The following is a 23,838-nucleotide window of genomic DNA, read 5'->3' as shown; positions in this document are numbered from 1 at the left end:
CCACAACGAAGTGGGCTTGGGTGACGCTGAACGAAGGCTTTCGGCTTAGTTGGAAAGGCCGCTGGCCAATTCGCGAATGGCGACCAAAGCTTCGTCACCAGCGCTGCGCGCCAGATCCATGTTGCCCTTGGCAGCCTGTGCGCGAATCTGCGCTTTGGCCTTCAGGCGCAGCGTACGCAGCGCCAGCAGATGGTCGGTCAGTTGATCGGCCTTGCTCAGAATCTGCTCGGCGGCTTGTTTGGCGCTGCGCCCTTTGGCAACCCACGCAGCGACCGACAGTGGCACTTCCTTTTTTGGGTAACCGGCGTCCTGATAGGCCTGTGCGTCGGCGGCGGCCTGGGCGTATTCCATGGCTTTGAGCGGGTCGCCGGCCAATGCGATGCGAGTGCTGTCGGCAGCGGCGTCGACTTTGGAACACAGCTGCTCGGCCTCCTGCAGTTCCAGCTCGGCAACTCTGGAAGCATTCAACTGCCATTTTTCTCCATCCCAATCATGGGCACTGGACGGCAGGGCCGGACGTAGGCCTTCCTCGAACTGATGCAGCTCTTGAATGATGATCATCTGATCAACTCCCAGGAAAAGTTCACGTTTACCGCAGCAGCGAAGTTGACCGCGATGCCATTGGCGTAATCGGCCGGGCCGACATTCTTGAGCCCCATACTGAACAGCAATTCGTCACTGGCGGCAGTGCCTGCGCCCCATGTGTGTTCGGCCTGATAGGCCTGCCACAACGAGCGCAATTCGTTGTGATCGAAGCTGGCGGTCAATGTCGAAACCGTCGTATCGCTAACCACGTTGCTGGAAAAAATCAGCGCCGCGCCGCCGGGGGTTGCCCAGCCATCCCAGTTGTTGGACGTACCGACGGTCGGGTTCAGGTAGCAATAGTTACCCCCCAGCCATCCGGTCGGCGCAAAGTTCACACTGGTAATCCCGGTCGGGTGTGGCGTCGGGTTACCCACCACCAGCCGCGCCGCACGGGCATGCGGATCAAGTGGCAGATAAACCACGCCATTGCCATTGACCGTTTGCGTCCACGACAACCGGCTGCGGTTGTAGATGGCTCTGACAGTGGGTATCGAACCCGGCCCGGCCGTGACGACCCAAGCCAGGCAGAGATCCAGTGGCGTCGACTGGAACCCGCCACCCGCCGCACCATTGACCGAGCCCTTCAATCCTTCCGGGGTAGCGTCATAGACCGTGCCGCGCTGCATGTAAAAAGTCAGCACGCCACCCATGACTTGGGCCCGCAAAAAGTAACCGGAGCTTGGCAGCAGATCGGGGCTGCTCCACACCTGAGTGGTGAACGTACGCGTACGCCCCAACTGCCCGGTCACCACCTCCTGACCAAGACTGATCAGCACACCGGCCGGTATCGATACCCGCCCGCCACCCGTGGAAACCGCTGCTGGAGTGATCGCCAGACGACCGTCCGGCGTCGCCACCGTCGCGGTCGGCAAAGAGCTGATCGGCAACGCCGAATCCAGGCTCCAGCCCTTGGCCGACACGCTCTGAATCGCCTGCAACAACTGATCGTATTTTTTCTCGTCCGGGGTCAACCCCCCGGCATTGATCACGTTGATGATTTCCTGGGTAACTCCGTTACCCCAATCCGCCGGGATCAGCGATCCCGGGGTTCCGGTCATTGGGTTCTCATCGACAAACTTCCCATTCACCAAGCCGGCGCTGGGCACACTGTTCGGATAATCCATGGCTCATCCCTCCCTAGTCATAATTGATGTGCACCTTGGTATGCGCCGGCGCACTGCGGTGAATCAGGCATTCCAGCGCCGAGCCCGGGTTGACGCCGAAACGCTCGCCCCAGTAGCTCGCACCGAATCGCCGACCCAGCAACAACCGGCCGCCGGTGTTGAGCGTCCACATGAACTGCGCTTCCCAGGTGCCCCAGTGCGCCGAGCCGAAACGCGAACGGCCCATGCGCGGGGCTTCGAGTTCGGTGATGGTGGCGTTGGGGTAGCCCTGGCTTTTGGCGATTTCTAGGTAGTAACCGACGGCCTGGCTGCCGACCGCCAGCAAGCGTCGGCGTACGGCAAGACGACGGTCATCGAACAGCGGTGTGGCGCCCAGGCACGGATCGGGCAGGTTCATCACCTGTTCCCAGTCCGGCACCAGTTCGCTGACGCCGGCCGGGTCCATCTCGTTGAGCAGGTCGGCGGCGCGGGCATCGAGGCGCGCCAGTTCGACGGCGACGCCTTGCAGCACCTCTTCCAGTTCCGGTACGCGCTCCGGGTCCCACGCCGGGCCGCTGGGCAGCAAGGCGCGCAATTGCGCCTGATATTGCGCGGCGGTTCTTATGCCCCCCATACGCAACCTCCGAAGGTCAGCAGTTCGCTTTGCCCGGCGGGCACGTGAGCGGCTGGCGCGGTCAGCGTGTGATCGTACTCACCGCCGGCGCTGCTGATGGCTTCGCGGATATGGCTGATCAGCAACGGCACGCCCAGATCGGCTTCGCGGTTGTGCAGGTCGCGCAACTGCGCCTCAACGGCGGCGCGCACAGCGGTGGTGTCCGGATTAACGCTCTTGAAGCGATACACCACCGGCACCTGAATCGGCCGTTGCACGCGCACTTCCGCCGTCACTGGACGCAGCGGTTCGATGTAGTCCTGAACTTCCGCCAATTGCTCATCGTTCGGCACCGGTTGCGGGTCTTCGTCACGCATGATGAATACCGTCACCGTGCCCGGTCCGAGCAAACCGCCACGACACCAGGCGCGGGTCACGCCGGGCACTTCCAGCGCCCAGGTCTCGTAGTCACTGGCCGAGCCGCCATGGGGAATAACGCGGTAAGAACGAATCACCCGCGAGCGCAGCGACTCCAGACTTTCCCGCGCAACACCGCCACTGAGTCCCGGCGCCAGCACCACAAAACTGTTGCCGACCACACCGGCAATCGGCTGCACCGGTGTCAGTGCCAGTCCGGCGTCGGCATTACCGAGACTGCCGGCATCCAGCGCGGCAATCGTGGTGGTGTTGCTGCCATTAGTCGTGGTGCGTGCGGCCGTCACTTTATAAGTGCGACCGTCATTGGTTTGCAGCAGCGTATCGGCGTCGAGCACCGCGCCGGCAGTCGCGGTAAAACTGACGCTGCCGGTGGCGACTTGCGCGGGTTTACGTGGCTGGTTCAAGCGCAGTGCGGCAATCCGCTCCAGGGTCGATTCATCGGCCTTGTCCGGCAGGATCTGCTCGGCAATCCAGTCGAGATAACCGTACAGACCATAAGCCGCGCCACCGAGGGTACGGGCCAGCACTTGCGCATCGGACTGGCGCAGCGAATCGCCGGCCAGGTCGCTTTGGGTGCGCTTGATCAGCACCGGCAGCGAAGGGGTTTCAAACGGCATAGATCACCTGCCAACTGTTATCGGGGTTGATGTCCAGACGTTCGCCGTCGGCCAGGGTCAGGACCGTGCGCAGGTTCAGACGCTGGGCGTCGAGGCGTTCGCTGATGATGTCGATGGCGCTGCAGTGGCCGTCGTCGATCAGCCACTGCAAGGCTTCACGGGCATAGAACTCGGCGTCCATCTGCGTTTGTCGGGTCAGTTTCACCCGGCGCAGCAGCCATAGCCGCGAGCCGATGCGATCGTCGGCGACGGTGGGAAAGGTATCGCCCCACCAGCCGAAACGTTCGTCGTCATCGAGGGCGTCGTCATCGGCGGCGCGGCGCCAAGTGAACAGGCTGATCAGTACGGAGCGGGTCAGTGCGGCGTGGAGGTTCTGACTGATGAACATCATTTGCCTCCCGCCGGCGCGCCGGTCTGGCCGCTGCCGGCCTGTACGCCGACGTGCACATGTTTGATCTGGCTGATGCCACCGGCGAGTTGATCGCCGGTGGAGACGATCTTGCCGGTCTGGTTGATCACCGGCGTATCGAAGTTCACCGCGCTGCTGGCGCGGATGTTCAGCGTGGCGGTTTCAATGTCGATGATCCGCCCGCGCTTGAAATGAATCTTGTCGCCCTCGTCGGTGTAGATCGCCACTTCACCAGCGGCCAGCGCTTGCAGGCGATAGCGGCGGTCAGCGATGACCAGAGCGATGGCGTGGGAACGGTCGCCGCCGATGAAGGTGACGACTCCTTCGGCACCGGCCAGCGGGTGGCTGGTGAAACCGTAAGGTTCAAAGTGCTCCATGTCGTCGTTCACTTCGCCGGCGGTGAGGCGCATTTGCAGCGATTGCAGCTTGGATGCCGAGTTGGCGAGCACGACAGTGCCGCGCGCCAGCAGGCGTGTCAGTAGGCTCATGAATTGTCCTCAAAGGTAGGCATCACGCGATCCACTGTGGGAGCGAGCCTGCTCGCGAATGCGCTGAGTCAGGCAATGTGATGTTGAAGCTGCCAGCGCTTTCGCGAGCAGGCTCGCTCCCACAGGGTTCGGAGTCAGGCTCAGGTTTTTTTCGGGGGTGTTGGATCAGGATCGAAGGTATGCGGCGGCGCCACTTGCAGCGTGGTCACCGAGCCTTGTGCCGACAGCGAATAAGTGACCTTGGAGATCAGCATGTCGCCATCGAACCCAAGCACCGGATCCGTGACTTTGACCAGCGTGTTGTGCCGCCAAAGATCACCGTTGGCCTGGCGCCAGCCTTGCACCCGATACGTGGTGGTCTGCGCCCGCCCCATACGGGTGGCGCACTCCCACTGGGCGCGTTGCTGGGCCAGTTCGAACGTCAGCGCGGTGCCCTCGTTGATGATGGTGGTGCGTCGACGTTTGAAGCTCAGATCGGTCGCGCTGGATTCAACCTCGCTGACCGCCGCCCCGCTCTTCTTGTCCGAACCTTTCTGCTGGCCGATCACCCGGTATTCGGAGAACACCTGGCTCTGATCCATGGGGGCGTTGGCCGACAGGATATTCTTGCCCAGCTCCAGCGCATCACTGGCCCGCCCACCGCTGCCAGGCTTGGCCAGCACCAGCCGGCCCTGCTCGTCATCGGTGGAAAACACCCGCAGCAACGAGAGCAAACGGTCGATCGACTGGAACACGGTTTCACCCGGCACAATCGTGTGCTTGGTCAACCGCGCAGTCTCGGGAATTTCATTGACCACCATCAGCCCGTACTCCATCGCCAGCGCCTGCACGATGCTCAGCAGCGGTTGCTCCTGCCACTGGTTCGGCTGGTTTCTGGCGGCGCAATCGACCAGATCCTGGGTCTTGGAACTGCCCTCGATGCTCAGGCTGATCTGGCGTCCGTCATAGCTGATCGGCGCCTTGAACACGTAGCCGGTGAGCACCAGGTCCTGGCCGATTTTCACTTCGCAGGGGTCACCCGGCTTGATCCGCTGGTCCACCGTCTGCCCCGGCCACTGCCAGGTGATGTCAAGTTTGAAGGTACGGAACTGGCGCTCCAGATCAGCGGTGATTTCCACGCTTTTCCAGCCGCCGTATTCCATATTGTTGACGGTCAATGTGACGCGGTTATCCATCTCGCTCATGGCTCACTCCCTGGACACTTTCACGTCATTGGGTGAAAAACCCGGATGGTTCATCGCGTTACTCTGAGTCACTTGAGTCACCCGTGTCGCATCGGCAAATTGCTTGTAGGCCACAACCAGCGCCGGCAGGCTTTCCTGGAACGATTTGGTGACCTGGCGCACACCGGATGACGCCACTGCCTTGAGATGCGCCAGCAACGCTTCCTTGACATCGTTGATGGCCTGGTGGTGTTTGGGATCGGCCTTGTCCAGCATCGGGTCAATGGCCACCCCGACCGCTTTCTGCAGCGCTTTCATTTCATCTGTCACCGGTACTTCCTGACGGGTCACCGGTTGATCCGCCTGCTGCGCCACCGAAGGTGTCGACGACAGCTTCACGGCGGGGCTCGCCACTGGCATCGACGCTACCCATTGCGCGACTTTGACCAGCATCGTGTCCTGCACCAGATCGGCCATGGCTTGCGCCGCAGCGTTGGTGTCCTTGCCAGTGGTGATCTTCGGCGCATCAGCCTTGCGGATGGCTTCGAGTTGTTGCGACACGTCGGCAATCACGCCACGGTAGCCCTCCTTCGCAAACTCCTTGAGCTCCTTGATATCGCCGAGCAGGCCTTTGAACTCCGCCGCCACTTCCTTGGGCAACTCCTTCACTGCCTTGACCAGTTCGGTGATCTGCCGATATTGCTCGATCAGCGGTTTGAGCTGCTCCTTGATCACCTCATAAACCCCGGTCAGGCTGTTGCGCAGATTGGCGATGCCGATCCGCGCAGCCTTGATCAGCGTCATCGCCTGCTCGAAGCGCGCCACCGCCGAACCCAGCAGTGTGTCGGCTTTGGCCAGCAGCACTTTCTGCGTGCTGACGCTGGCAGTCGGAAACGGCAACGGCTGATCGGGATAAAACTTCAGGGTAAAGGTCACCAACCCGCCGTCCTGGCGGGTGTGGGTCATGTCGCATTCGCCGACCTTGACTTGCAGGCGTCCGAGCCACGGATGCACCAGTTCACCACTGCCCGCCTCCAATGCCTTGAGCAGCTTGTCGCGCTGCTCCAGGCAATCGGCGCCGATGATGAATGCGGTGACGTCGTGAATCCTGGCCTGCTGGCCGAGATCTTCGAAATACGGCAGGTCGCGTTGCGGATACTCATGCAACTGACCTTTGCGACCGACCGGGGTTTTCGCCTGATCGATCCAGAAGCCGACACCGCGAAAGGATGCCGGCAACAAACGGTCACGCCAGTTCATTGGAACCTCCTGCCGACAACGAGCGATAGCCGATGCGCGAAGACAGCGCCAGGCCCGGTTGATTGCTTTGCGGTTGATCGGTGCGCAATCCGGCCGGCGCATTTTCGAAGCGCACGGTCAGGCCGCCTTCGAGTTGTGTGCGGTTGTTGATTGCACTTTGTTGAATCAGCGCGCCAGAACTCTGTGGCAACGAACCACTTTGCAGTGCACCGTTGCCCGCTGCTTGCGGCGTTGCTCCGAAGAACGCCGGCGCCAACTCACCTTTGCCTTCGGCATTGGTCTGGCGTTGCGCTTCGGTGAACGTTTCAACCTTGCCGGTGACCTTGGCGATGAGTCCGGCAAAGCCACCGTCGAACAGCTCCTTGATCGGCGCAATCACGGTTTGAAGCTTTTGCCACAACTCGCCGAACCACTCGGTGATCGGCCCCCAGTTCTTGATGATCTGCCCCAACGGCGTCCATTCGAACATGTTGTGCAAAAACTCGAGTACCGGTGCGGCCAACGCTTGCACCACGCCCCACAGCGCCGAAAACACTTCGCTGATCGGTTGCCAGTACATCGCGATCTGCTCCAGCGGCGACCATTCGAACAGGCTCTGGAAAAAGCCTTTGATCTGCTGCGCCGAAGCTTGCAGCGCGGCCCAGATCGGTTCGAAGAAGGTCACGATGCTGCCCCAGTTGTTGACGATCATGCCCAGCGGGGAGTAATCGAACAACGTGCCGAAGAAGTCCTTGATGGCTTGTGCCGCCGGTTGCAGCGCCGTCCAGATCGAGGCAAAGAACCCGGTGATCGCCCCCCAGTTGTTGATGATCATCCCCAACGGCGTCCAGTCGAACAGACCTTTGAGGAACGCCATCACCGGCACACTCAAGGCCTTGAGCAAGTCCCAGATCGCCGAAAACAGACCGGTCAGCGGCGCCCAGTTTTCCAGGATCATGCCGGCGGGCGTCCAGGAGAACACCGATTTGAAGAAGTCGATCACTGGCGCGGTGACCGCTTTGACCTTGTCCCAGATCCCGGAGAAGAATCCCGCGATCGGTGACCACAGCGCCGCCAGTGCATCCAGCGGTCGCCAGTCAAGGATCGAGCGCAACGTCGCCATCGCACTCACACCGATGTTTTTCACGCCCTCCCACATGCCCTTGAAGAAAGCGCTGATCGGCGTCCAGTTGGCATAAATCAAACCGGCCGCCAGCGCGATGCCCATCGCGATCAGCATGATCGGGTTGGTCTTGAGCACCATGCTCATCACGTCCATCACCTGAGTCATACCCGTGACGGCGGTTTGCATGGCGGAGAAAGCAATCGCCCCCGCCGCCAGGCCTTCGACCAGTTTCGGGTTGTCGGCGAGCAGGCTGCCGACCTGGGTCAGCATCGGTTCCAGGCCGACCACCAACGCCCCCACCGCCGGCACCAGTGCCGCATCCACGGCTGCGGAAACCTTTTCCATCGACGCACTGAACACGTTCATGTTTTGCGCAGCGACTTTCGGTGTGGCGGGCAGGTCGACGGTTTTTGCCATGTCGCTGACTTCAGTCAATTTGCCCTGAAACGCCGCCGCCGATTTGATCCCGTCCACGAACGGCGTGATCACGCTGCCGCCCTTGAACAGTCCGCTGATGTCCAGTTTGTCGAGGCCGACCTGCTCGAGATTTTTCTTGAAACTCCCGACCTTGGCCTGAAGGGCGCCGAGCTTGGGCGATAGCTCATCGATGCCCGTGATCAGCACCGGAGTTTTTACTTTCGTTTCTTCGTCTGCCATCACTGCACCTGCTGCATCGCATTGATCCGTTGCGCGTGCTCCAGCGATTCGCGGAGCACATCCAGTGGCCTGGCCATCATCTGTTCGGGGTCAACCTTCCAGAACCAGGCCAGGTCATAGGCGACGGCGATCAGGTCGGTGATGGCGCCGACGCCGCACTCATGAAAAAACTCGCAACGGCCCAGCTCAGCGCATTGAGGTCAGCCAGATCCAACTGGTTGACCGACGACGGCGGAATGCCGGCGCACACGGCGATGTATTTGGCCGCCACGTCCATGTCGAGGCTGACTTCTTCGCTCTTGTCGATCTTGTACGGCAGCGCCTTGATTGCTCGCACTTCCTGCACCGTCGGACGGCGCAGGACGAGTTCGGTCAGGGGCTCGCCGTGAGCTTCGATCGCAACCTGAAGCTTCACGGCGCCGCTCATTGCCAGGTCCCCTTGATGCCTTCGAATTTCAGTTCGATGGTGGCGTCATCGCCTTTGGAGATTGGTTCTTCGACCAGATAGGCGCCGGCCAGTACGTAGACTTTGCCGTTGCTGAATTCGCAGGTGACGGTGATGTCGGTGCCTTCGATCAGCTTCTTCAGCGGGAAGTCGGCGGTGTGCAGCGCGGTCACTTTGAACGACGGCGCAATATCGGTTTCCTTGTAGAAACCGGGTACGACGGTTTCGCGTTTGACCGCCATCAGCGGGGCTTCGCAGCCGCCATTGATGGTCAGTTGTGCGCCGTCGACTTTGACGTAGCAGGTGCCTGCAATCAGTTGACCCATGGTGTTACTCCCTTGAATAAAAAAGCCCACACGCGGTGGGCTGAAAACTTGCCGTCAAACGCGCTTATCAGGCCGCGTCGTCGTACTGCAGACGGAATTGGTTGAGCAGTGCGAACACGCGCAGACCGTTGATGTAATCCGGCGGGAACAGCACGTTCACGCGGCTCGGGTCCTGCACGTCGCGTTCGACGATCAGGTGCTCGGCGAACAGCTCGGCGTTCTCGACGTGGCCTTCCAGTTCGAGCTTGGCGTACTGCGCGATCAGTTCACCGCGAATGGTCGCTGGCGTCACGATCGGCTGGCCGGCGCCGAAACGGGTGCCGTCGGAAGCCAGTTTGTGCCGGCCGTACTTGCTGGTGATCACGCTTTGCAGACGGCGCACGATGAACGCCGACTGGTGCATGGTTTCGCTGTCCAGGTAGGAGTTGTCGGCCTGACCGTAAGCGTTTTTCTGGTAGGTGGTGATCGAGCGCTGGATGCGCACGTAACCGCCTTCGTAATACGCGGTGGCGATGCCGTAGTTGAGCAGCGACTGACGCTCGGTCAGGGTGAAGCGTTCGCTGGCCGGTGCCGGATCAACACCCGGCAGACTGCCGCTTTGGGTCGGACGGCTAGCGTCGGCAGAGATGAACACCGCGGTGCGTGCAGCCAGTGCGGCGGCTTGCACCCAGAACGGTTGTGGAACGCCCGGCTCCAGCGCCTGAATGGTCATGTGCTGGTCGTTGCGTGCCTGGCCGGCAGCAACCAGCGTGCCGACAGTGCCGCGCTTGGCACTGTAGACGTGACCAAACAGTTGCTTGGCCCACGACCAGCGACCGGTGCTGTCATCCATGACCGCTTGCCAGGTGTTGAGCGTCGACAGATCGGACCATGGCAGTGCGATGAATTCGAACGGCTCGTCACCCAGTGCGGCGATGGCTTCCACTTGATCCGGCACACCGGCGCCGCCAGTCATGGCAGTGATCGCAGTGGTCAGGCCGGCCGGGGTGTCTTCGCCGTTGCTCTTGCCCAGGCGATTGAATTGCAGGCTGATGTCGTTACCGCTGTCGCCAGTCCATTTGGCGTTCAGGGTGACCACACCTTCGGCAGCGGCGGCGCTGACCGGCAGGTCGGCCGTGGCGTTGATTTTCTGCGCCAGTGCAGTGGCTGCCTGGGCAGCGGTGGCACCGTTGACCACGGTGGCTTGCACACGCACGCCGCCGACATACAGGTTGAGCACGCCAGCCTGGGTCGCGGTACCGGTCAGGGTCAGCACGCCTTTGGCGATCGCGCCTTCGGTGTTGTGCAGCGGCAGGCACCAGATCTCACCGATCGGGTCGGCCTTGCGGAAGGTCTCGTACATCGAGGCGAGCATCGAGCCCTGACCACCGATGCTCTTGGCCAGCGCAACGCTGGAGACCAACACCAGTTTGCCGACTTCGGTCGGCGCGATGTTGTCGTTGACCTGAGCGACGATCAAGCGACGCAGGGTCGAACTCGCGCTATTGGCGGCCGAGTTGTCCATTTCGGCATAGAACAGCGGTACACGAATGTCCGCGGGGATGTTGCTGAATCCGATCGCCATTATTTGGCTCCCTTTTGTTTGGCTGGTGCGGTTTTGAGGGTGATGTCGCCGTCGGCCAGACGTCGGCGCCACCAGGCGCTGTCCAGCACTTCACGGCCTTCCAGCGGCAGCAGATCGCCCGCCTCTGGGTCAGGTACGACACGGCCTTCGGCCGGCAGTACGGTGATGCGATTGCTCATGGGGTTACGTCTCCAGAGAAAGTCATTTCCACGCGCCCATCGGGGCCCGGGCGTTTCAGGTTGGGGTCGGCTGGGTCGATCGCATCGACCCGCACGGTGGCCCCGGTAAAGGACGACAAACCGTCCAGTTCACGTTCGTGCCAACTCTCCGCAGGCTGACTTGGCAGATTGCGGCCAAGCTGGAACTCGGCAAAAAAGCGCAGCCGGTAGAACACGCGGCTGCTGTTGATCGAGACCATTTCGCCGCCGTCGTAAACGATGGCGCTGTAGTCTTTGTCGGGCTTGAACCCCACCAGCGCACGCCACAGTTCGGCGCGCAGGTCGTGCAACAGATCCAGCGCTTTTGTAGCGTCGGTGGCGTCAAGCGCCAGGACGATTTCGAAGCGGTCGCGGATCGGTTGGGTGGTGAGGTTTTGGGTGGTGCTTTCACTCGCCAAGTCGGCCAGTGGCAGCACGTGGGCCGAGGGTGTCGGCAGATCCGGGTTGCCTTGTAGCAGCGCCAGATCGACACCCACCGAAATGTGACTGGCAAGGCCAGGGCATTGCCCACGCAATTGCGTGAGGATCGGGGTGATCTTCATGGGGGTGTTCCAGAATGATGAGAATTGCGCAGGCCCCAATGTGGGAGCGAGCCTGCTCGCGAAAGCGGTGTCTCAGTAGCCTTCAATGCTGGATGTTCCGGCCTCTTCGCGAACAGGCTCGCTCCCACAGGGAGTTGTGTCGTCAGTCTTTGGATTCAGCCTTTGGATCGAGGCCGCTGGCATCGATCAGGCAGCGATAGCTGTTCTCGCGATTGCCGCTGGCGGTGACCTTGTCGATCGACCAGCGCCCGCGCATGAAGTCCGGCCAGCTGTCATCGAGCAGTACCAGGCCTTCAGCCGCCAGCCGCGGATCGCCCGGGCAGGTGATCTTCACCTTGTACTTTTGCCGGAGCATTTTGCGCACTTCGCCCTCGCCGACGGCGATGGCATCCGCTTCGTTGGGTTGCTTCTGGCGGATGGTCTTGAACGGCGCAAGTCCCGTTTCGACCCAGTGCAAAACGCCTGTAACCGCATCGACAAAACAGGTCTTGCAGCCCTTGGCCTGTTCGCGGGCGGCTTCTTCCAGCGTGGCGCTGATGAAGGCGTGATCGCCGGGACGATTGTCGTGGGTGACCGACAACGTCACATCCTGCAGTTTCTGCCCCGAGATTGATTTGATCTGACCGGGCCGCGCCAGCACATACGCATCGCCATAAGGTTTGGCGACCAGGTTGTACTTCTTTGCCAGCCGCGTCAGAAAGCCCATGTCAGTTTCATTGGACTGGTCGACGTGGGCGATCTTGATCATCGACACGTCCGCAGCGACACGCGATGAAAAACCGTGCTGCGACACCAGTTGGCTAAACAATTGACCGAGCGTCGTCGGTCCATGACTGGCAGTGCGGCGCTGCTTGAAGCCGGTCTCGTCATCCTTGCTGAACGGCGCGGCAGTGGCCACCAGGGTCAGGCGAAACGGAAACAGCGTCGGTGTCAGGCGAGTGACTTTGAACTGGCCCTTGTCGACCATCTCTTCCATTTCCAGGTAACCCACCAGCAGGCCGATTTTCCCGCCCAGATTTGGCAGCCCTTCGAGACCTTCCAGATCAATGGTCAGGGTCAGTTGATCCGACTCGATACCGGCGGCATCAATGTGCTCCCAACTGATCAGACGCTGGTTGAGCAGATCCGCGTTTGCGCCATAAATCTGCACGACCGGGGTAAAACCCAATGCCATACAACCTCCTTAATCCCAGGCCGTGAGCGCTTTGATCACAGCAGGTTTGCTGTCGAGTTCAGGCAGCACGACCCAGATGCCAGCGGGCAGAACCGGGCCGTGCTCGGCCAGGGTCGGGTTGAGCTTCCACAGGGCTTCTTCAGCGGCATCGTCGCTGCGCCCGGTTTCGCGGTAGAGCAGCAGATTCACCGAATCACCGGCCACGCTTCGAACCTTACGCATTGTTGAACTCCGCCAATTCGATGACCCAATCGACGACCATCGCCGTGCCGTCATCGATGATCTGGGTCTGGGTTTCCTGAACGTTGTTGATCCGCCACAGACCCCAGTTGCGACCAATGCCATCGATCAGCGGCAGCGGAATACGCAGCGCCTGCAAGGCGCGCAACTCATCGAGCCGATCCATGGCCACGGCGTACATCGATTTGCCGGTGATGGTCAGGGTTTCCGGCTTCTGGCCGGTCTGGCTGGATTTCGGTTTGCTGGTGAGGATCTGTATTTCCGTCCAGCCGCCATCGGACTTGCGCAACAACGTGTGGTACGCAAATTGGCGCGAGAGGCCGAAGATGAAACTGCCTAATGCCATTTGTTGTTTCATCAGGCGGCTCCATCGGTCAGGGCTGCATCACGGCGGGTGGCGAGTGGGTTGTTGGTCAACAGCGGCAGGAACTGGCCGTGGAATTGTCCACTCAGTTGCTGCCCGATGATTGTGCGGATTTGTTCAGCCGTGTCCGGAGCCGGACAGGTGACCTGGATCAACGGTGAAAAGCTCACCTGCTGGTTTTGCGTCTGCGCGCTCGGCAGTTCTTTGGCGACGTCTGCCGGCGGGGCGAGTTTGTCGGAGGCCGGTGCCAGTTTTTCACCGAGCCAAGAACCGCCCATGCTGCCCATCGTACTGCCGACGATGCCGCCCACCACACCACCGATGGCCGTGCCGATGACGGGAATGAAACTGCCGATCATCGCGCCGGCAACCGCACCGGCATAACCACCGGCCAGACTGCCGCCGGCTGAACCCAGCGCACCGCCGACCAGTTTGTTATCGCCTTCCTCCAGCCCCTTCAACACATCGGGAGCCGCAGCGGCCACGGTCAGCAGTGCATTGGTTTTGCTGAATCCCTTGGCCAGGGATTTGGCGTCGGTGAAACGGCTGCGCAATGTCGGGCGTGGTTGCTCTGGTGCTAGCGGCTCGACAGATGGGAGGTTGACGGAGGCTTTGGGTTTGGCCGGGTTTCGGCGCTTTTTGGGCTTGCCGTTTTTTTCGGGTTTGTCAGTTTTTTCAGGCTTGTCGGGTTTGTCGGGTTTGGCGGACTTGTCGGGCTTGCCGGTGTCGCCAGCGCTGGCAGGCTGATCCAGAACATCAATAAGAGGACCGGCGCCTGCCGTCGTCAGCAATTTTGTCGCCGCACCGCGAATGATCGAGGTCGTGGCGGCTTTGATTTGCGCGCCCCGGGACAAGGCAATAACGCCGCCCAACATTAGCAGCGCCGCCGTCGCCCTGGGTTGCTCCTCGGCAAAACGGGCCATGCCACTGGCGACAGCATCCAGAGAGACCACCACAACATCGAACGCATTGGTAAGTGCGCCGCCAGCGGCCGTAGACAACCGCGTGACACTGGCGTCCAGCGCATTGACGCGTCCTTGCGAGGTGCCCCCCAATTGCTCAGCGTCTTTGGCAACTGACCCGGCGTAATCGAGCTTCGACGGGGCTTCGGGATTCGGCACAGTCAGCAGACTGAACGCCTTGGTCACGTCCTCAGGTTTTTTCAGCAACTTGAGAATGGCGTCGTTGCCACTGAAGAGGGTCTTGGTCAAAGCGTCCTTCTCTTCGGGCTTCTTGTCCTTGAGGGCTTCCATGACCTTGATGATGGTCGCCGACGCATCGGTCTTCATGCCAGTGGCGACTGCCTCCGGCCCCAGTCCATTGCCCAGCGAAGCCCAGGCAGTGCGCTGCTCATCCGTGGCCGTATCGGCCTTGGCTAGCACCGTCATCAGACTGTTGAGCCCGGCTCCCGCTGCGGACTTGTCGACACCGCTGTTCAAAAACGCTGCGGCCAGTGCCGCGACCTGCTCCGGCGTGAGTCCGCCAGCGACGGCTTTTTCACCAACATTCTGTACGACCGAGCCGATGTCCGCCGATGTCGCGTCCAGCGTGCTGTGCCCCAGATAGTTGGTCGCATCTGCCAGGGTTTGGCTCTTGCCACGATCAAGGTTCATCGCGGATTGCCAGGCCAGCATCATCTCGCTGGCTGTTTTCACATCAACGCCGAACGCCGAAGCGTTGATCGCCGCGTCACGAGCGAAGTCGGTCAAGGCGGCAACTTTAAGCTCGGGTTGAAGGCCTTCACCCACCCCCGACTTGGCCGCAGCCAGTTGCACCTGCAGCAGATCGACGCCGGTGGCGCCACTGGGAGCAACCTGTTTCTCGCTGGCCATCCTCAGGGTTTCTTGTGAAAGCGCCTCAAGCTGATCTTTATCCAGTTTCAGAACTCTGTTGAGTTCAGACAAAGAGGTCTGCTGTGCCATCGTCGCTTGCATGGCTTTGGGGGGTGAGCGCTGCTCGACCTCCGCCTTGAGCTTTGACTTCGGCTCACTATTGGCAGCAGGGGCTGCTGCCACAACCTTGAATAGCGATCGCTGGCTGACCAACAGTTCGCGCAGCTTGATCTGCTCTTGGGTCAGCAAACGAATATCCACGCTTGCCAAGGCCAGTGTCAGGTTCAAATCCTGCAGCGGTTTTCCGAGGTTGTCGGGCAGTGTTAATCCGCCCGTTGTATTGCCGCTCTCACCGGCGTATGTGAGCGCATATCTGTTCTCTGCCATTGCCGCTCTACTCCTGTTTCACGCCAAGGCGAGTGATCGCTATGTCGTAGCGGCGCAACGCCTTTTCGGCGTCCCATTCCAGAATCTCCGCTTCACTTACCGGGTAAATGAGCGGGACGATATCGAGGATTACTTCGATGTCGCGTTCCGAAAGTAGGCCGCCGGCTGGTTTAAAAAATCGTCGATGCGCACCTGCAATTGCGTCCAGTCCGGGACGGTCATCAGGGCCAGATCGGGGATCATCAGGCCGGTGCAATGGGCGGTGATGAACTCGGCGCGTTCCTTGGCCGTTTTCAGTTTCTTCATCACTTTGGTCGCGCGCAGCACGGGCATTTCCAGGCTCAGCGAAGTCACGGTGCGGCCGGTCACGGCGAGCGGTTGCAGCAGTTGCACCTGATCGGGATCAGCGGATTTTTCCGCATCTTCGACCTGCTCCAGAAAGTACGACGCAGGACGTGTCGACATCTCGTGCACGTACTGGGCGATGCTGACGTAATCCGGGCGCTTGAGCTGGTCGAGTTCCTTGACCGACAGGCCGGTGGCGAGCAGCGCCAGTTCGAAGAACTGATCGTCTTCATCATCGCCGGCGCGCTCCAGCGCTTCTTTTTGCGCGGCGTAGAACAGTGGTTTGAGCTGGATCGATTCGATCTGCGAACCGTCGTCGCCGGTGATCGGCGACAACAGGTCATGCTGGGGTGGCATCCACGACATGTATGAATTCCTTGGTGATTCTTGAGGGGTTACTCAATTTCTGCCAGTCACACTGGCCCACTGTGGGAGCGAGCCTGCTCGCGAAAGCGGTGGTTCAGTCACATTGATGTTGAATGTGCCAAAGGCTTCGCGAGCAGGCTCGCTCCCACAGGTTTTGCGGTGTAACGGGTTACGGCATCAGCACCGCACGACGCGCATCACCAAGGATGTCGACGCCGTTGAGCACAAACTTCTGGGTGCGCACGTCGATGTCGATCACCGGTACGCCGTTTTCCAGGCGGTTGTAGGTGCGGCAGGACAGCTCCAGATTGGTCTTGGGTTTTTCACCCATTTTCACTGCAGTTTCTTCGAGGGACTTCAACTTGCCGCCGACGGTGTGGTAGGTGAACCAGGTGTTGCCATCCTGACCCTGACCGGCTTCACGCACGTTCAGCAGGATGTCGTCGCCCAGCTTCACACCCAGTGCGAGCATGACTTCGGCGCCGAGGCCTTGCAGGGTCAGCTTGGCGTTGAGCGCTTTGCCGCCCTTGGCCATTTCTTCAACGATAAAGCGCCCGCCACGCATCTCTTCCACATCGAATTCAATTTTCGGCGGGGTGAATTCTTCAACAGTCGCCGACAACGGCAGGCCTTGCAGGGTGGCCGCGATGGCCTGTCTTACGCGGTTGGTAAACATTAGAGAACGTCCTCCAGGAACTGCTCGATGATTTCGTCGCGGGCGTTGAGTTGATAAACCATGTGTTCGTTCGGCGCGTAGCGGCCGTAGTCGATAACCACGTACCAGGTGCCGTTCTTGTACTTCTCGACGCTGTTCAGTTCCGGGTGCAGATACACGCTGCCGCCAGGGATGGTTTCGTCGGCGACCAGGGTTTGCAGCCAGTCGTTGATGCGCTTGACCTCTTGATCCATGAAGGACTTGGTGAGGTTCTTGGCCATGGCTTTCTGGCCCGCCTTGACCAGCTTGCGGCTGATCGCATCTTCGAGGCCGACGTAGCTGATGAACTTGCCGGTGATCGAGCGGTTACCCAGCAGCGAGAAGCCGCCAAGCACGGTGCGGGCGTAGTAGCTGACGCCGTAGCGGTTAAGCAGATCGCCTTCGGTGGAGGTGTCGAGAATGTTGTATTCAACGACCCGCGACACGTCTTCGGCGTAGGTCACCTGATTGCCCGGGCTCTCCCACTGCTTGACCTTGGCCAGTGCGGCAATCGCCAGACTGGAAGGCGACAGGAAAACGTTTTTCTTCGCTGCTTTCGAGTACACCGCTGGCAAGTTGTGCACTACCAGGCAGCGGTCGAAACCGAGATCGGCGGCGCCCAGTTCCTGGCTGTACAGCACTTGATCGGCAACCGAAGCGTCCTTGCCGTCCAGCACCACCCGGGCCTTGATGCGCTTGCCGAACGAGGCGAACTCGCTGGCCACCGCTTTGGTGCCGGTGAAGCCCGGTGCGCCGATGATGGTCAGGTCTTCCGGAACGCTGCCCAGCGCCGCCAGACCGAGCTTGCGGCCGGTGGTTGGATCGACGCCGCCGATCACTGCGTTAACGGTGTCGGCCGGGGTCGCGCCCGCTTCGACGATCACCACGTAGACCGGCACCTTGACCACTTTGAGGATCTGGTAAACCGCGTGATACAGGGTGCCTTCTTCGGAACCGGTCGGATCGAGCAGCGCGTGGGTGGTGAAGCTGTTGATGCGGAACGGTGCGTTGCGCGGAATCAGCGGATCGGCTTTCGGCGCAGTGCCGACCAGACCGATGACGTTATCACCCAGGCCACCCATGGCCTCGGGGGATTCGGTGGCATTGACGGTAATGCCGTTGTGCTCGAAGTTCAGAACCTCAGCCATGTTCAGTCAGCCTTCTTGGCAGCGGCCTTTTTGGCCTGGGTGGTTGGGGTTTTCAGTTCCAGTCGACCGGCGAAGTGCAAGGCACTGGCCTCGACGTCGAGCAGATCAAGGTCTTGACCGATGCTCGACCAGTGCCCACCGCCGGTGGGGAATGGGACGAGCACGGTGTAGGTTTGGCGGGTTGCCATTTTTCGTTTCTCCATAAACGGCCAAGCCCCTCTACGGGAGGGGCTTGGGGGGACAAGAAAACGCCCCGACAATGCGGGGCGTTTTTATTCGGGCAGGCTAGCGAGCCACTCCGGCGCAGCCGGGCGGTGTTCGCTCAAGGGCAACTCACCGCCGACCGGCCAGATGCGCAGCACGTGGCGATAGTTCTGCAACTCGATGTATTGCGCCGGGGTCAGCTGGGTTGGCCAACGGTCCACCTCGTCACGATGACGGTTGACCACGGGATCAGTGAGTGCGATCTGCTGTTTGCGCCAGTAGCGCTCAATGCTCTCAAGTTCCGCAGGTGTTGGCCCCGGCCGATCAATCAGCACCGGATAGTTATTTTCATTCATGACAATCATCTTGCCGGTAGACAGCCCGTTCACTAACTCAAGCCAGTACTCACGCGAGATTTCAACTGCATCGCCTGGAATTTCTGCATGGATGGCTGGATCGTAAAAACCGCCGGTGGAGGGTGCGTAAAACATAGGTTCTTCCTTGTGTGATTAACGACGACTCTAAAACCACCCTCGTGAGTGGCCAGATATGAAAACGCCCCAGAGAATGGGGCGTTTACTGATGCGCTGTGATCGGTGGCGAGAGCGGCCAACCTTCAGCGAGCATTTCATCTTTATAAGTTCGCGCCTCGAGGGCCCGGAGCAAATCCAGTTCGCGATCAAAGCAGGCCTGGACATGGCTGCGCACAGCCTTGGCAATGGCGAGAATCTGCTCGGCGCCGATCTCGACAAAACCATTGAGGGTTTTGAAGTTGCAGCGATACTCGGGGTCGAGAATGGCAGACAGACCTGTGCTGGCGATCAGCGCCTGGCTGTCGCGAGATGTTTCTATATTCAATCCCTCTATAGCGATACCGTGTGTTTCATGCAAGAACCGCGTTTTCGCGAACAGTTCGGGGTAATTCGGCTCAGCTATTGCAAAGGGTACTTTTACGACCTCGCCATCGACCAGCCTCCACTCACCCGTTTGATCGGTTCTGGTGGCGAGAAAAACTTCATCGCTCAGTTCGACCGCTTGTTCAGGAATGACTGAGTGAAGGGCCGAGTCATAACGTCCGGTCAACTCACCGGTTTCACTAAATGTTGCGAACTTCATAGCTAACCCTCGACTGGTTCTCGGCCTCAACGGCCGATAGCCAGAAAATAAAATTGTGCCGGGGTGGGGCCAATGTTGCGAATGGTCACGTTCGCCCTACTCTGAGCTCGAACCTGCCCGATATAGGTCGAGCCTGTCGGCGCATCCACTGCAGCATTGGGATAAGTCGTAAACACTGCTGGCACGAACAACGGGAACGCTACCGGAAAGGCCTGGAGGTAATTTGCGCCGGATGCGATTGCGTTCGTCATTCCCCACTGAATGATCAATCCTCCGAGCCACGTCGGAAATACAACGTAGCTACTGCCCAGGTTCTCAGAAATGCCAATTGAAAACCCCCAACGCATTTTTTTGGGGGTGACTACAGCTTTGTCATCAGTGCCCGCGTCTGTCTGGGCTTGGGTGGCGATTTTTGCTGTGCCTTGATTGCTTTCGGAAGCTTGTTGCGCCAGAGTCGCCAGCGCAGTGATATCGATGTTTCCCTGATTGATCGGAGCGTTCCAGGCTTTGATACACCACATGACGGCGAGGTTGCGTGGGCGCACGGTTTTCCAGTAAGAACCGCTGAAGCTTTGGGCGATTGCACCCGTGGTTGTGTAGTAGATATCGCCTGTGAAGTCAGGTGCCGGATCTGCGTCGATAGCATTGGAGTTGCCAATGCCTTGAACAGCTGGTGCATCCCCGTTGTCGCCCTGAGTCTTGGTACCGGCCTGATAGCTGCCGACGTTTCGTCCGACGTCTATTCCACGCCCATGATCCCAGCCGCGCAGGAACTCACCGCGCGATTCCGGCAATCGGAAGTTACCCGCGCCTTCATTGCCTTTGTTATAGACAGTGCCGAGATAGGCGGCCAGATCCGGATAAGTCGCAATGCTCTGCACACTGCCGTCCAGCTCCAGATAACCGGGTGCGACGATGCCTGTCGGGAATGCCAGAACAGCACCAACCGGAACGGAGGATTTGAGCCGTTCTACTTCCTTGGCCAGTGCGGCGACATCGATGGTTCCCTGATTGACCGGGGCGTTCCAGGCTTTGATGCACCACATGACGGCGATGTTGCGCGGACGGACAGTGATTGCCGTATTCGCAATGTCGTTGCTGCCGGTAGCTGCGGCGTAGGACAGCGAAATACCTGCAAGGGAGGCATCACCATCTGAATTCAATCGGGCTTTGAAGGCTGCTGCATTGTCATCCTGCGTGTTATAAAAACTGCCCACTACTTGCGATGTTTTCGTGGCATCCCCCGCGCAAACCGCCGTAGCGGCCTGTTGGCTGCCAATAGTTCGCTCGACATCCACTCCGCGCCCATGATCCCAGCCGCGCAAAAACTCCCCGCGCGCCTCCGGCAAACGGAAATTACCAACCCCCTCATCCCCCTTGTTGAACCTGCTACCCAGATAAGCGCTCAAGTCCGGGTAAGTCGCGCTGCTCTTGACGCTGTTATCCAGCTCCAGAAAGCCCGGTGGTGGTGCATCAACCGGGAACGCGACAATCGAACCCACCGGCAACGCCGACGCCTTGGCAATCAGCGCTTCAACTTCAGCCTTGGTGTACGAATCCTTGATGCCAAATCCGGCCAGCGTCTCAGGATTCGCACCCGCCGTCGCCCGGCCATATTCATCCACCGTGAGACTTTTGTATGTCCCGGCAGCAATCCCGGTGCGCCCCGCGAGCATCTTGAACGTCAGCGTCGTGGTGCCGAGGGTGATCGGCGCATTGGTGGTCAGGTGCCACAACGAATCTCCATTTGCTGTGCCCTCCTCGACCATGACCGTCAGGCCCGGCGTGACCTTGGCGCTGCTGTTGGCATCGGTTGCCCGCACCCAGTCGCCGTTCGCGACAATCCACAGGCCGTTATCCTTGGCCAGGGTCTGATTCGCCAGCAGCACACGGTCACCGGCAATCACTGCCACACCATCAATCTGCTGCGCACCGTTCAACACGACATTGCCAGTCGCAGCAACACGCACCGACTGCTTGCCATCGAGCTTGCCGAGTTCTTCGGCGAGATAACTCATGACCCAGGCACGGGTGGCTTTAACAACGGTGTCATCAATCAACAACGTCACCAGCGACGCATTACTCGTCTCGAAAATCGAGCGAATGTAGAACTCTTTCCCCGAACCCGACGTGGCCAGAACCGGTTTGAACGACTCCGGATATTTGACGATGGCGTAAAGAATCCCGGTATCAGTCCAAAGCCCCGCCTCTCGCACATACCAGCCGCCGACATCCGGCGGAATGGTCACTTCGGCGAGCAGCCAGCTCGGATTTTTCTCGTCCTGGAACAACGCATTGAGCGGCCCGCGCCAGACTTCGCGTTTCAGCGCAGTGGCGGTCGCGGCCGGGTTGTAGACCCCGCCCTCGCCGCCGTCACCGACGGAAATCTGCGTCAACTTGATCGGCGTGCCCGCGGCCTTGCACGCCGTTTCGTAGGCAATCCCTGCGTTGGTGAGCAGGGTGTAATAGTCAGCCATTCAGGCCCCCTGAGGATAAATAGTGGATGTTTCGACGGTGTACATGCCGGCAGCCATGAACGCCTCTCCCGAGGTTTCCAGCCCTTCGATGAACACCGGATAAACCGTGGTCAGTTCGCCGCAGAACGTCGCGGCGGCGATGACGTGATTGCCGAAAGCGCTCAAGCCGACCGAGACCGTCAGCACATCGCGTTCGCTCTTGGCATCCGCCAGGCGTCGGTCGAGACGGGCGTCGATTTCTTCGCTGTAGGGTTGGTCGCTGAAGGCGCGAACGGAAAAACTGTACGGCGCACCTGGCGGCGTCTGTTCGTACCAGGCGCGGATTTCCGGGCGTAGTTGCAAACCCTTGGCGGCGTTTTCCAGCGCCTTGCGAGTGCCAGCCTGGCGCGCGGTGGGCCAGGCCAGTTCGACGGTCAGGCGTTTTTCCGCTTCCGGTGCGGCGGTGCTCCATTCGGCAACGCCACGATCCGCTGCCAGATAAGGCAGAAAGGCGACCGGGGTTTCTGCGGGGTTCATCAGTTCCGGGAACGGCGGTGCGATGCGATCAAGCAAAGCGCCAAAGCCCAGATCCAGACCTCGTTCCAGTGCCGAACTGTTGGCCGGCAGCAGCGTTGGGCGCTGAGTTTTTTCACTCATAGCGTCAGCACCTCAACCTCGACCGCCGTGCAATACGGCGCTTGAAACGCCGTGGTCACGATCGGCGCCAGCGGTTCGAGAATCTGCAGTTGCACGGCACCGGCGCTGTGCAGCGTGTAGTCGATCCAGCTCGGATCGACCCGGCCTTCGAGGCGATGGCAACTGTCGGCGTAGGCCTGCAATTGTTGCTGCGCGGCGACTTTGGTCAGGCCCGAATCGGGGCCGGAATTGATTTTGGCGACAACGCGAATCTTGTAGCGCTGAATGTCAGCAGCCTTGACCGTAACAAGGTCCGTTTCCGGTCGTACATCAGGCCGCGCGAAGTGCTGACGAACGCCCTCAAGCAATGCTGCGGAAGGCGTGCCATCGCCGTCGCGGGACAGCACAGTAACCTGCACTTCGCCCGACGCGGTGCGTCGACCGTTACCATCTTTGACCTGTGCAGCAAGGCCATCCGGGTTGAAGGTGTAAGTGAAATTCACCACACCTGCCTCGGTGGATTCGACTTGCACCGTGGGACGCTCGCCGAGGGTGAAGACTTCGCGGCGATACTGCATCCGCGAACCGGCTGCCGGCGCATGGGGCGCCAGGTAATAACGCAAACGGGCGTCATCGTCGCTTTCATAAATCGCCGGCACCGGCGGGAATGCCGCCGGATCGCCCGGATCGAGCAACTGCCGTTCCAGGCCCATGTCCGCCAGCCGCGCATCGAGGTTGCTGCCCGTCGCCCACCACGCCAGCATCTGTTTGATGCGAGCGTTGTATTTGCGCTCGTGGGTTTGCAGCCGCACGCAGAAAGCTTCAAGCGCCAGGGTCAGCAGTTCGCTTTCGTTCTCGAGACTGGTCCTGAGTTTCGCAGCACTGTCCGGCGAACGCGCCCCGACGTATTCGACGACGAAAGTCTTGAACTCAGCGAGCAAGTCTTCGAAGGCTTCAACGGTGATCAGCGCGGGTTCGGCCAATTGGTTCTGGCCGGGGATCAACATGCTCATGTCACGACCTCGAAGGTTTGTTGACGGTTTTTCCAGGTGCCGGCGAAGCGCAACAGCAGACCGGCGCCCTGACGGCTGGCGACGATCACTTGTGGCTGAAAATCGTCGATGCCGTTTTGCTTGTTGTAGAACGCTTGCGCGGCGTGGCTCTGGGCCAGAAGCAGAACGTCGTCACCAAGGTTCTGCCCCAGCAGCGACGGGATCAGCGAGCCATACAGGGGCCTTTTTTGCCGGGTGCCCAGCGGAGTGGTCAGGGCCCGGGTCGCGCGCTGCACAAACTGCAGCCAGTCGTCGACCGTGGCCCCGCTGTCTCTATCGATTCCGATCATG

The 23,838-nt window shown here is 60.3% G+C and carries 28 protein-coding genes; all 28 read right to left on the bottom strand.

The window, feature by feature from the left end; all coding sequences use genetic code 11:
- Positions 1 to 45: 45 nt before the first annotated feature.
- The 28 genes from HU718_RS06975 to HU718_RS06840 all read right to left on the bottom strand — a co-directional run bounded on the left by HU718_RS06975 (position 46) and on the right by HU718_RS06840 (position 23,837).
- The gene (locus HU718_RS06975; RefSeq protein ID WP_150706107.1) at positions 46 to 561 is read right to left on the bottom strand and encodes a phage tail protein; all 516 of its coding nucleotides are present in this window, start codon (positions 559 to 561) and stop codon (positions 46 to 48) included.
- On the bottom strand, positions 558 to 1,709 hold the full coding sequence (locus HU718_RS06970) for a phage tail protein (RefSeq protein WP_186612537.1): 1,152 nt from the start codon (positions 1,707 to 1,709) through the stop codon (positions 558 to 560). Before HU718_RS06970 ends, HU718_RS06975 begins: the two co-directional genes overlap by 4 nt.
- A 13-nt stretch (positions 1,710 to 1,722) precedes the next feature.
- Positions 1,723 to 2,322, bottom strand: a complete 600-nt coding sequence (locus HU718_RS06965; protein WP_110720166.1) for a YmfQ family protein — start codon at positions 2,320 to 2,322, stop codon at positions 1,723 to 1,725.
- Positions 2,310 to 3,356, bottom strand: a complete 1,047-nt coding sequence (locus HU718_RS06960) for a baseplate J/gp47 family protein (protein WP_186612535.1) — start codon at positions 3,354 to 3,356, stop codon at positions 2,310 to 2,312. The genes HU718_RS06965 and HU718_RS06960 overlap by 13 nt, the downstream gene beginning before the upstream one ends.
- Positions 3,346 to 3,744: a phage GP46 family protein gene (locus HU718_RS06955; protein WP_186612533.1), complete on the bottom strand. Its 399-nt coding sequence runs from the start codon at positions 3,742 to 3,744 to the stop codon at positions 3,346 to 3,348. The genes HU718_RS06960 and HU718_RS06955 overlap by 11 nt, the downstream gene beginning before the upstream one ends.
- Entirely contained in the window at positions 3,744 to 4,253 is a 510-nt protein-coding gene (locus HU718_RS06950) for a phage baseplate assembly protein V (protein WP_110720163.1), read from the bottom strand. The genes HU718_RS06955 and HU718_RS06950 overlap by 1 nt, the downstream gene beginning before the upstream one ends.
- Positions 4,254 to 4,393: 140 nt before the next feature.
- The gene (locus tag HU718_RS06945; RefSeq protein ID WP_150706104.1) at positions 4,394 to 5,437 is read right to left on the bottom strand and encodes a phage baseplate assembly protein; all 1,044 of its coding nucleotides are present in this window, start codon (positions 5,435 to 5,437) and stop codon (positions 4,394 to 4,396) included.
- Between the two features lie 3 nt (positions 5,438 to 5,440).
- Positions 5,441 to 6,676 (bottom strand): DNA circularization protein, encoded by a 1,236-nt coding sequence (locus HU718_RS06940; RefSeq protein ID WP_186612531.1) that lies wholly within the window; start codon positions 6,674 to 6,676, stop codon positions 5,441 to 5,443.
- On the bottom strand, positions 6,663 to 8,438 hold the full coding sequence (locus HU718_RS06935) for a phage tail tape measure protein (RefSeq protein WP_186612529.1): 1,776 nt from the start codon (positions 8,436 to 8,438) through the stop codon (positions 6,663 to 6,665). Before HU718_RS06935 ends, HU718_RS06940 begins: the two co-directional genes overlap by 14 nt.
- A gap of 130 nt (positions 8,439 to 8,568) precedes the next feature.
- Positions 8,569 to 8,865, bottom strand: coding sequence for a phage tail assembly protein (locus tag HU718_RS06930; RefSeq protein ID WP_007908778.1), 297 nt, complete (start codon positions 8,863 to 8,865; stop codon positions 8,569 to 8,571).
- The gene (locus HU718_RS06925; protein WP_186612527.1) at positions 8,862 to 9,209 is read right to left on the bottom strand and encodes a phage tail tube protein; all 348 of its coding nucleotides are present in this window, start codon (positions 9,207 to 9,209) and stop codon (positions 8,862 to 8,864) included. The genes HU718_RS06930 and HU718_RS06925 overlap by 4 nt, the downstream gene beginning before the upstream one ends.
- A gap of 67 nt (positions 9,210 to 9,276) precedes the next feature.
- Positions 9,277 to 10,773 (bottom strand): phage tail sheath subtilisin-like domain-containing protein, encoded by a 1,497-nt coding sequence (locus tag HU718_RS06920; protein ID WP_150706101.1) that lies wholly within the window; start codon positions 10,771 to 10,773, stop codon positions 9,277 to 9,279.
- A complete protein-coding gene (locus HU718_RS06915) occupies positions 10,773 to 10,952 on the bottom strand; it encodes a DUF2635 domain-containing protein (RefSeq protein ID WP_007908782.1) in 180 nt (59 codons plus the stop codon). Before HU718_RS06915 ends, HU718_RS06920 begins: the two co-directional genes overlap by 1 nt.
- Positions 10,949 to 11,533: a phage tail terminator protein gene (locus HU718_RS06910; RefSeq protein ID WP_186612525.1), complete on the bottom strand. Its 585-nt coding sequence runs from the start codon at positions 11,531 to 11,533 to the stop codon at positions 10,949 to 10,951. The genes HU718_RS06915 and HU718_RS06910 overlap by 4 nt, the downstream gene beginning before the upstream one ends.
- Positions 11,534 to 11,675: 142 nt before the next feature.
- Complete coding sequence (locus HU718_RS06905) at positions 11,676 to 12,707, bottom strand: phage late control D family protein (RefSeq protein ID WP_186612523.1); 1,032 nt, start codon at positions 12,705 to 12,707, stop codon at positions 11,676 to 11,678.
- Positions 12,708 to 12,716: 9 nt separating this feature from the next.
- Positions 12,717 to 12,929, bottom strand: a complete 213-nt coding sequence (locus HU718_RS06900; protein WP_150706098.1) for a tail protein X — start codon at positions 12,927 to 12,929, stop codon at positions 12,717 to 12,719.
- The gene (locus HU718_RS06895; RefSeq protein WP_102902635.1) at positions 12,922 to 13,305 is read right to left on the bottom strand and encodes a phage tail protein; all 384 of its coding nucleotides are present in this window, start codon (positions 13,303 to 13,305) and stop codon (positions 12,922 to 12,924) included. The genes HU718_RS06900 and HU718_RS06895 overlap by 8 nt, the downstream gene beginning before the upstream one ends.
- Complete coding sequence (locus HU718_RS06890) at positions 13,305 to 15,530, bottom strand: phage tail tape measure protein (RefSeq protein ID WP_186612521.1); 2,226 nt, start codon at positions 15,528 to 15,530, stop codon at positions 13,305 to 13,307. Before HU718_RS06890 ends, HU718_RS06895 begins: the two co-directional genes overlap by 1 nt.
- Before the next feature lie 129 nt (positions 15,531 to 15,659).
- Positions 15,660 to 16,241 (bottom strand): phage tail assembly protein, encoded by a 582-nt coding sequence (locus HU718_RS06885; RefSeq protein WP_186612519.1) that lies wholly within the window; start codon positions 16,239 to 16,241, stop codon positions 15,660 to 15,662.
- A gap of 169 nt (positions 16,242 to 16,410) precedes the next feature.
- Positions 16,411 to 16,917, bottom strand: coding sequence for a phage major tail tube protein (locus HU718_RS06880; RefSeq protein ID WP_186612517.1), 507 nt, complete (start codon positions 16,915 to 16,917; stop codon positions 16,411 to 16,413).
- Positions 16,917 to 18,083: a phage tail sheath protein gene (locus HU718_RS06875; RefSeq protein WP_186612515.1), complete on the bottom strand. Its 1,167-nt coding sequence runs from the start codon at positions 18,081 to 18,083 to the stop codon at positions 16,917 to 16,919. Before HU718_RS06875 ends, HU718_RS06880 begins: the two co-directional genes overlap by 1 nt.
- Positions 18,084 to 18,085: 2 nt before the next feature.
- Positions 18,086 to 18,271 carry a hypothetical protein gene (locus tag HU718_RS06870; RefSeq protein WP_007908808.1) on the bottom strand — a complete coding sequence of 62 codons (186 nt, stop codon included), beginning with the start codon at positions 18,269 to 18,271 and terminating at the stop codon, positions 18,086 to 18,088.
- 84 nt (positions 18,272 to 18,355) lie between these two features.
- On the bottom strand, positions 18,356 to 18,778 hold the full coding sequence (locus tag HU718_RS06865) for a phage tail protein (RefSeq protein WP_095119268.1): 423 nt from the start codon (positions 18,776 to 18,778) through the stop codon (positions 18,356 to 18,358).
- 85 nt (positions 18,779 to 18,863) lie between these two features.
- Positions 18,864 to 19,403: a DUF4376 domain-containing protein gene (locus HU718_RS06860; protein WP_186612513.1), complete on the bottom strand. Its 540-nt coding sequence runs from the start codon at positions 19,401 to 19,403 to the stop codon at positions 18,864 to 18,866.
- 26 nt (positions 19,404 to 19,429) lie between these two features.
- Positions 19,430 to 21,880, bottom strand: coding sequence for a phage tail-collar fiber domain-containing protein (locus HU718_RS06855; RefSeq protein WP_186612511.1), 2,451 nt, complete (start codon positions 21,878 to 21,880; stop codon positions 19,430 to 19,432).
- A complete protein-coding gene (locus HU718_RS06850) occupies positions 21,881 to 22,516 on the bottom strand; it encodes a phage tail protein I (RefSeq protein ID WP_110720153.1) in 636 nt (211 codons plus the stop codon).
- Positions 22,513 to 23,508, bottom strand: a complete 996-nt coding sequence (locus tag HU718_RS06845) for a baseplate J/gp47 family protein (protein ID WP_186612508.1) — start codon at positions 23,506 to 23,508, stop codon at positions 22,513 to 22,515. Before HU718_RS06845 ends, HU718_RS06850 begins: the two co-directional genes overlap by 4 nt.
- Positions 23,505 to 23,837 carry a phage baseplate protein gene (locus HU718_RS06840; RefSeq protein ID WP_095188860.1) on the bottom strand — a complete coding sequence of 111 codons (333 nt, stop codon included), beginning with the start codon at positions 23,835 to 23,837 and terminating at the stop codon, positions 23,505 to 23,507. Before HU718_RS06840 ends, HU718_RS06845 begins: the two co-directional genes overlap by 4 nt.
- Position 23,838 lies beyond the last annotated feature (1 nt).

The organism is Pseudomonas tensinigenes, from assembly GCF_014268445.2.
In the GTDB taxonomy this organism is placed as follows: Bacteria; Pseudomonadota; Gammaproteobacteria; order Pseudomonadales; family Pseudomonadaceae; genus Aquipseudomonas; species Aquipseudomonas tensinigenes.
This window is presented reverse-complemented; position numbering and strand designations above follow the sequence as displayed.

Bases quoted from the DNA above. Each gene is read 5' to 3' on its own strand.
- HU718_RS06975 (WP_150706107.1), bottom strand. From the start codon at position 561: ATGATCATCATTCAAGAGCTGCATCAGTTCGAGGAAGGCCTACGTCCG.
- HU718_RS06970 (WP_186612537.1), bottom strand. From the start codon at position 1,709: ATGGATTATCCGAACAGTGTGCCCAGCGCCGGCTTGGTGAATGGGAAG.
- HU718_RS06965 (WP_110720166.1), bottom strand. From the start codon at position 2,322: ATGGGGGGCATAAGAACCGCCGCGCAATATCAGGCGCAATTGCGCGCC.
- HU718_RS06960 (WP_186612535.1), bottom strand. From the start codon at position 3,356: ATGCCGTTTGAAACCCCTTCGCTGCCGGTGCTGATCAAGCGCACCCAA.
- HU718_RS06955 (WP_186612533.1), bottom strand. From the start codon at position 3,744: ATGTTCATCAGTCAGAACCTCCACGCCGCACTGACCCGCTCCGTACTG.
- HU718_RS06950 (WP_110720163.1), bottom strand. From the start codon at position 4,253: ATGAGCCTACTGACACGCCTGCTGGCGCGCGGCACTGTCGTGCTCGCC.
- HU718_RS06945 (WP_150706104.1), bottom strand. From the start codon at position 5,437: ATGAGCGAGATGGATAACCGCGTCACATTGACCGTCAACAATATGGAA.
- HU718_RS06940 (WP_186612531.1), bottom strand. From the start codon at position 6,676: ATGAACTGGCGTGACCGTTTGTTGCCGGCATCCTTTCGCGGTGTCGGC.
- HU718_RS06935 (WP_186612529.1), bottom strand. From the start codon at position 8,438: ATGGCAGACGAAGAAACGAAAGTAAAAACTCCGGTGCTGATCACGGGC.
- HU718_RS06930 (WP_007908778.1), bottom strand. From the start codon at position 8,865: ATGAGCGGCGCCGTGAAGCTTCAGGTTGCGATCGAAGCTCACGGCGAG.
- HU718_RS06925 (WP_186612527.1), bottom strand. From the start codon at position 9,209: ATGGGTCAACTGATTGCAGGCACCTGCTACGTCAAAGTCGACGGCGCA.
- HU718_RS06920 (WP_150706101.1), bottom strand. From the start codon at position 10,773: ATGGCGATCGGATTCAGCAACATCCCCGCGGACATTCGTGTACCGCTG.
- HU718_RS06915 (WP_007908782.1), bottom strand. From the start codon at position 10,952: ATGAGCAATCGCATCACCGTACTGCCGGCCGAAGGCCGTGTCGTACCT.
- HU718_RS06910 (WP_186612525.1), bottom strand. From the start codon at position 11,533: ATGAAGATCACCCCGATCCTCACGCAATTGCGTGGGCAATGCCCTGGC.
- HU718_RS06905 (WP_186612523.1), bottom strand. From the start codon at position 12,707: ATGGCATTGGGTTTTACCCCGGTCGTGCAGATTTATGGCGCAAACGCG.
- HU718_RS06900 (WP_150706098.1), bottom strand. From the start codon at position 12,929: ATGCGTAAGGTTCGAAGCGTGGCCGGTGATTCGGTGAATCTGCTGCTC.
- HU718_RS06895 (WP_102902635.1), bottom strand. From the start codon at position 13,305: ATGAAACAACAAATGGCATTAGGCAGTTTCATCTTCGGCCTCTCGCGC.
- HU718_RS06890 (WP_186612521.1), bottom strand. From the start codon at position 15,530: ATGGCAGAGAACAGATATGCGCTCACATACGCCGGTGAGAGCGGCAAT.
- HU718_RS06885 (WP_186612519.1), bottom strand. From the start codon at position 16,241: ATGTCGTGGATGCCACCCCAGCATGACCTGTTGTCGCCGATCACCGGC.
- HU718_RS06880 (WP_186612517.1), bottom strand. From the start codon at position 16,917: ATGTTTACCAACCGCGTAAGACAGGCCATCGCGGCCACCCTGCAAGGC.
- HU718_RS06875 (WP_186612515.1), bottom strand. From the start codon at position 18,083: ATGGCTGAGGTTCTGAACTTCGAGCACAACGGCATTACCGTCAATGCC.
- HU718_RS06870 (WP_007908808.1), bottom strand. From the start codon at position 18,271: ATGGCAACCCGCCAAACCTACACCGTGCTCGTCCCATTCCCCACCGGC.
- HU718_RS06865 (WP_095119268.1), bottom strand. From the start codon at position 18,778: ATGTTTTACGCACCCTCCACCGGCGGTTTTTACGATCCAGCCATCCAT.
- HU718_RS06860 (WP_186612513.1), bottom strand. From the start codon at position 19,403: ATGAAGTTCGCAACATTTAGTGAAACCGGTGAGTTGACCGGACGTTAT.
- HU718_RS06855 (WP_186612511.1), bottom strand. From the start codon at position 21,880: ATGGCTGACTATTACACCCTGCTCACCAACGCAGGGATTGCCTACGAA.
- HU718_RS06850 (WP_110720153.1), bottom strand. From the start codon at position 22,516: ATGAGTGAAAAAACTCAGCGCCCAACGCTGCTGCCGGCCAACAGTTCG.
- HU718_RS06845 (WP_186612508.1), bottom strand. From the start codon at position 23,508: ATGAGCATGTTGATCCCCGGCCAGAACCAATTGGCCGAACCCGCGCTG.
- HU718_RS06840 (WP_095188860.1), bottom strand. From the start codon at position 23,837: ATGATCGGAATCGATAGAGACAGCGGGGCCACGGTCGACGACTGGCTG.